The organism is Roseburia sp. OM04-10BH (genome assembly GCF_003462605.1).
GTDB classification, from domain to species: domain Bacteria; phylum Bacillota; class Clostridia; order Lachnospirales; family Lachnospiraceae; genus Roseburia_C; species Roseburia_C amylophila.
Genome location: NZ_QTZI01000024.1, coordinates 421 through 6,623, shown reverse-complemented (window position 1 = coordinate 6,623; position 6,203 = coordinate 421). Strand labels below are relative to the sequence as shown.

Below are 6,203 nucleotides of genomic sequence, written 5' to 3'. Positions count from 1 at the left end.
TATCTCCGATGCTTCCATAATAAATATCCTGGGCACCTTCCGCAGAATCTGCGACTCCATAAATAGTCATTCCGGTTTCCATAGCTACTCCAACCGCTGCAACAATGGGCGACGCTGCACCTGCAGTTGCAATAATACATGCCACCCCAACACCAACCAATACGACTCCGGCAACGGTCTTCCACACTCCCTGCGTCTCACGTTCTTCCGCTGCATCCTTTTGGTTCTGTTCCGCTTCACAGATTGCATCATATACATCTTTATTGTCTTCATGCTGCTGATAAAACGACGGTTATCACCAATAGAACATCTCCGATTCTGTGTTTTTGTTTAGGTATTATGAGGGCGTTTCATCCCCCTTATACCCCCTGTTGCGTGCCATTGTAACATGGGTGTTTGAGAATCGTCAAAGAAAATGTTACAACCTTGTTATATCTATGACATTCTCTGCTTTATTCTGTCAACGTACTATTTTTACATCCATTAAATTTCCATTTTCTACATCAACATTAAACTTTCTCCCCCAGAAATCAGTAGCATATAATTTCCCATTCATAATTTGAATTGCAACATATGGAATTTGCTCTTTGCTGACAATATTAGACGGTAATTTGTCACTTATTCGCCAACACATTTCGCCATTTTCATTATAACACAAAATATTATTAAGTTCCTCTGCTCCTAGTTCTACTCGTGGAATCTTTAACAATACAACATACTTTCCACTGATGCTTTCAACTTGTTTAATTGGATATTTTACAGTGATTTTAGTACCACCAATATTTAAAATATTACCATCAATAGATACTTCTCTCATATTTACCTCCAGTCTTCAATCTTTCCAAGTTCAGTAAAATCACCAATCCATTGCTGTTGTAAATCTATTTGTATTCCACCACCATCAAATCCAAAATTAGGTCCAACCTCACCTAAACGTACTGTATCTCCTGCTTTCAGCTCTACTTCTCCAATAAATTTAGGTTCATACTCTAATGCAAATTTAGCTTGAATTTCTTTAGGTGTAAGTCCTTTGATATCCTCGGCTCTCATAACCCATCCACCCTCTAAATTTGAATTCACACCGTCATATACTCGAACAAATTTTGTATCTTCTGTCAGTGTTATATCTTGTACAACAGTTTTCTCTTTGTAAGGTGATTTATAACCTCTTGCTTCCCACCAAGCATTAACACTTTCTGCTGATTGATACTGATTTATTTTAACTTTATCTTTTAAGTTACCTAATTGGTCATCTAAATATTCATATCCTATTTTACTTGATGTTCCACCATTTACAGCCGAACCCACATCCGCATCATTTAATACTGCGCCACCGTCAGTTCCCACATCTCCAAGCTTCGGTTTCGCCAGTTTCTTCGCTCCTGCTTCAATTCCATTCAGACCTTTCGCAGTTGCCATACTTGCTGCCATACCTGCTATCATTCCTGCGGTCTGGTTTCCGGTTAAATCCGTCGTATACTTCTGGGCTCCTGCACCTGCAGTTGCAATAATACATGCCACCCCAACACCAACCAATACGACTCCGGCAACGGTCTTCCACACTCCCTGCGTCTCACGTTCTTCCGCTGCATCCTTTTGGTTCTGTTCCGCTTCACAGATTGCATCATATACATCTTTATTGTCTTCATGCTGCTGATAAAACAATTCACTGATATTGGCAAGTGCATACACGTCCTTATCTGTATAAAAGCTGTTGCTTTCATAATTTGCAATTGTTCCCTGGTTCAACCCTACTTTTGCAATACAGCTGTTCAGGCTCGAAATTAATAAGTCTACAGAATTCTCCAGCGCTGTTACGGTACTACTTTCCTGATTTTGGATTGTTGTAATAAAATTCAATAGCTCCTGATCCAACTGCTCATGTAAACCAATTATTTTATAACTTGTTTTTCCTCATCAAGCTTTACTATATTTGAATTTAACCATCCCTCATATGCATATTTGTCAACTCGATCCAACTTCAGCTTTTCCCCTATCTTACAGTCATTTGTACTAACCAAATATTCTCCGTTTTTTTCCTTTATAATTGAAACCCTCTCTTCATTCACCTTTCCATAAGTTGCAATTTTGTAAATTTCATCTACATCTGATATATTCACTAATTTACTGTATACTCCTGTATTATATTTATCTTTAAATGTACAATCAGTTTTCTTTAGATCTGATGTTATAATAATATAATTACCATCAGCATCTCTTGAAAATTTATATTCATTTCCTTTATAATAAGCATATTTTCCATTTTTTATCATTTTTTCACCTCTCTGAAATGTTCGCCATCAAAAATAGCTACGATAGAATCTTCTGAATCAATTACCCTATGCAATTCAGCACCTTCTATTGGTTCCAGGTTACCATCAACTGTCCATTCTGGAATAACTTCTCCATTCCTTGCACCTGTAAATCCATTACGTGTACATGGGGCAGGGTCTGTATTTCCCCCACCAAATTCTGTTCCATACGGTATTCCAATCCTATCCACATCATCCGTCATAAATTTAATATAACCATATGCATTTCCACCTTCTGGATATGGTCTAATATCACTATTTATTGTATAGTCTAATCTTGATGATTCTACAACATTATCATAACCATGAATATGTGAAACATCATCATATCTTGCTATATAGCCTCTGATAGTACTATATCCGTCATCTCCTATGTATTTTCCTATATCCTCAAAGGGAATAGTTTTTTGAATCACTGTATTACTATCAATCTTAGGCACTGCTTCTCTTATATTTTTTAATTTTCCAATTTGTTCTGCTGACAATTCATTTACATCTGCTAAACGAAGTGTATTAAACTCATCTAATGTCAAACTTTCATTAGCTAACACAGATTTTAAATTATTTCTTGCAAACGCTGAACCTCCGCCGTCTCCAACATCTCCAAGCTTCGGTTTCGCCAGTTTCTTCGCTCCTGCTTCAATTCCATTCAGTCCTTTCGCAGTTGCCATACTTGCTGCCATACCTGCTAACATTCCTGCGGTCTGGTTTCCAGTTAAATCCGTCGTATACTTCTGGGCTCCTGCACCTGCTGCTGTTGCAATTCCTTCTTTTGCAACGATTGTTGCTCCACTTCGAAATGTCAGGTTTCCTGCTGAGGCCGCCTGACCGATTGGAATCATTGCGGATGCTGCAAATGCAAAGACACTTTCTGTCAGATAATATGCTTCCTCATTTCCTTGGAATACCACATATTTTAAGTCATTTACTGCGGTACTGTCAATATCTCCGATGCTTCCATAATAAATATCCTGGGCACCTTCCGCAGAATCTGCGACTCCAAAAATAGTCGTTCCGGTTCCAACAATACCCTCTGCGGCTGCAACAATTGGTGTTGCTGTTCCCCATGATGCGACTATACATACTCCGCCTACTACAAGCAAACCCACTCCGGCAACGGTCTTCCACACTCCCTGCGTCTCACGTTCTTCCGCTGCATCCTTTTGGTTCTGTTCCGCTTCACAGATTGCATCATATACATCTTTATTGTCTTCATGCTGCTGATAAAACAATTCACTGATATTGGCAAGTGCATACACGTCCTTATCTGTATAAAAGCTGTTGCTTTCATAACTTGCAATTGCAGCTGTGTTCAATCCGATTTTTGCAATACAGGTATTCAGACTCGATAGTAACAATTCCACGGAATTCTCCAGTGCTGTCACGGTACTGCTCTCATGGTTCTGAACTTCTGTGATAAGATTTAATAATTCCTGATCCAACTGCTCATGTAGTTCTATCGTTCGTATAGGTGTACTGATTAAATTTCTTATCCTAGGTCTTAAAATTATTCAAGATATCAGAATAAGGCATTTTCTTAACAATTAGTTGGCTTGTCTTGATTTTGGTATGCCACTTTAAGAAAATATGATGTTATGAATATTTGTTAAACTCGTAACGAAATCTCTTCTTGTAATTTTTTATCATTCACAGAAATTGGCTATCTCACAGCGTCTATAAGCATTTTAGCAAACAATAGTTCTGTGGAAGGGTGAAAATTCCCAGCTTGCAACAGGTTAGTAAAATCAATACCTCACAATATCTTCAATATAAATTGTCGGACAAATCCTTTTGTATACCTGAGGGCAAATTTCGCCATAAGGAGTCCTTTCCCCTTTAGGTAAATGACAAAAAGCTATTATTAATCTCTGTATGTCATTCACTTCGTGAACAGACAGAGATTAAAGTAGCTTTTTGAGTTAGGGATTTTTGAAGTCCTAAAGTATAACCATAATTAAATTAATCTCTTTCATAAAATGGTTTGTATTCTCTAATTGCATTCTTTCCAAAATCCGAATCCGCTGAAACCATATCAAGCATCTTATCTCTTAAAAATCTAATGCAAAATTTTCCAACTCTTGGGTATAGACTATTAGGTTCTTCTTTTGAATCCAATATTAGTAAATAGCTTCCTTCTTCACCCCTTACCATCCATAATAAAAACGCCTTATCAACACTCTTTTCTTTATCAAAATATACACATAGCTCATTTATCAATTCAGTTGGGTATTCAGCTGGAATGCCTATAAACACCTGTTCTTCTTTTTTAATTATACAATCATTTTCCATTCCATCAAGCATTGGAAGCGTAATCACAATATTGGCACCGAAAGGATTTATTACCATTCCTGTATATACATCTCTCGATTCTTTCATAATGTTTTGAAAATCCTTATAACCAAAAATAACTGTTTGCTGTTCTTTTGAGGAATTCCATTTATATAATTCTTCCCAATCAGTAAATGCAATTAAAAACTTATTACCTTTTGTATCTTCTAAATGCTTTATAGATATTGAAGACCCTTCACCTACAACTATTTCATTACCATCTTTCGAACTGTTTTGTAAATGAATATCTGCAGGGCATAGTAATTTAGCTTGTGCAAATTCTGTAAAAAATTTCTGTTGTGTTGCATTATTGTTACTTAATCCTTCAATTGCCTCGACTAATTTAAGATTACTAATTGGTTCTTTAATATTCATTTTTCCCTATCTCCTTCTGGTGATATATTCCATCAGCAAACTTACGAACAAAACCTTTTGCTGGAAAATCAGGATATTTAATTTCCCATAGACATCCACAACACTTACACTTGTACCATTTATCTGCTTTCCACTCAAATCCATCACAATATGGCTTTCCTACTGGTACTTCTGAAAATATATCTTCTTTTACCTGTTCTTCAAAAAACAATTTAATATCTTCATATAATTTATATGAATTAATAACACTTCCTATTCGTTCACTACATTCACATTTTATCATTTAAACCACCCCGCTTCCACTTTTGGGATATATACTTGATTTCCACCTCCTGGCAATGTTCCTATCACATTTCCAAGACTATCATATATATTTTGTGGTGCCGCTATACCTTCATAAATTGTGGTTCCTTTTGGAACAACAACCTTGGTAATATTTTCTGTTGTATTTCCCCACGAAGGATTTAATGCTAAATCCAATTGTGATTGCAATCCTCCTCCTTGAGGCGTTCTTGATACATATGAACCAACCTCTCCTGCTTTACCACCACTTACTCTATACATAACTGTATCTTCTGTCAACGTTGTTTTTGTAAATGTTGCACCATTAAAAGATTCTGCTACTTCTTGACTAATTTCATTACAAGGTTTGATTGGTGAATACTTTACTGTCTTACTTCCACCCTCTCCTACATTTCCCAACTGCTGCGGTCTTTTTACGTTATTTACTACTTCCAGCTCTGCCTCACTGAGCGTTCCATATGTTGCCATTCCGGTTAGTGATCCAACTACAAAGCCTGCCAGTGGACTGTTGGTTGCTTCTGTCATGCTCTTTTCCACATAACTGCTGGCTGCCACCGTCAGTCCCTGCTTTGCATACTCTGTTACTACTGCCCTTCCTATGGATGTTCCTGCACTTACTGCTGCATTTGCTGCCATTCCTCCGGTCAGTATCATAGAAGCTGAGATTGTCAACGCATTTCCTATTAAATAATAGAGGTCCGGATTGCTGGCAAATAATGTATCACGGATTGGATTAACCGATACCATTCTTGGGTCTCCTATTACTCCTGCATAAACATCCTGACTACCTTCTATAGCATTCGCACAACCATATGCAGTTGTGCCTAATCCAATTGCTACAACTCCAACGGTTGTCACCAGTGGAAGTGCCATACCACAGGTTGC

Annotated in this window: 6 protein-coding genes and 2 pseudogenes; all 8 read right to left on the bottom strand. The window is 37.4% G+C overall.

Features of this window, described 5'->3' with window-relative positions; all coding sequences use genetic code 11:
• Window positions 1–187 (bottom strand): annotated as a pseudogene (locus DXB43_RS14720) (T7SS effector LXG polymorphic toxin); the annotation flags it as partial.
• A 273-nt stretch (window positions 188–460) separates the two neighbouring features.
• Window positions 461–817, bottom strand: coding sequence for a hypothetical protein (locus tag DXB43_RS14715; protein ID WP_117842365.1), 357 nt, complete (start codon window positions 815–817; stop codon window positions 461–463).
• Between the two features lie 2 nt (window positions 818–819).
• Window positions 820–1,860, bottom strand: coding sequence for a hypothetical protein (locus DXB43_RS14710; RefSeq protein ID WP_117842366.1), 1,041 nt, complete (start codon window positions 1,858–1,860; stop codon window positions 820–822).
• A 32-nt stretch (window positions 1,861–1,892) separates the two neighbouring features.
• Window positions 1,893–2,273, bottom strand: a complete 381-nt coding sequence (locus DXB43_RS14705; RefSeq protein WP_117690461.1) for a hypothetical protein — start codon at window positions 2,271–2,273, stop codon at window positions 1,893–1,895.
• The gene (locus DXB43_RS14700) at window positions 2,270–3,754 is read right to left on the bottom strand and encodes a hypothetical protein (protein ID WP_117901614.1); all 1,485 of its coding nucleotides are present in this window, start codon (window positions 3,752–3,754) and stop codon (window positions 2,270–2,272) included. Before DXB43_RS14700 ends, DXB43_RS14705 begins: the two co-directional genes overlap by 4 nt.
• A gap of 517 nt (window positions 3,755–4,271) precedes the next feature.
• Window positions 4,272–5,015 carry an enhanced serine sensitivity protein SseB gene (locus DXB43_RS14695; RefSeq protein ID WP_117699322.1) on the bottom strand — a complete coding sequence of 248 codons (744 nt, stop codon included), beginning with the start codon at window positions 5,013–5,015 and terminating at the stop codon, window positions 4,272–4,274.
• Window positions 5,005–5,298 carry a hypothetical protein gene (locus DXB43_RS14690; protein ID WP_117699323.1) on the bottom strand — a complete coding sequence of 98 codons (294 nt, stop codon included), beginning with the start codon at window positions 5,296–5,298 and terminating at the stop codon, window positions 5,005–5,007. Before DXB43_RS14690 ends, DXB43_RS14695 begins: the two co-directional genes overlap by 11 nt.
• A pseudogene (locus tag DXB43_RS15205) lies at window positions 5,295–6,203 on the bottom strand (hypothetical protein); the annotation flags it as partial. The pseudogene DXB43_RS15205 and the gene DXB43_RS14690, both read right to left, overlap by 4 nt.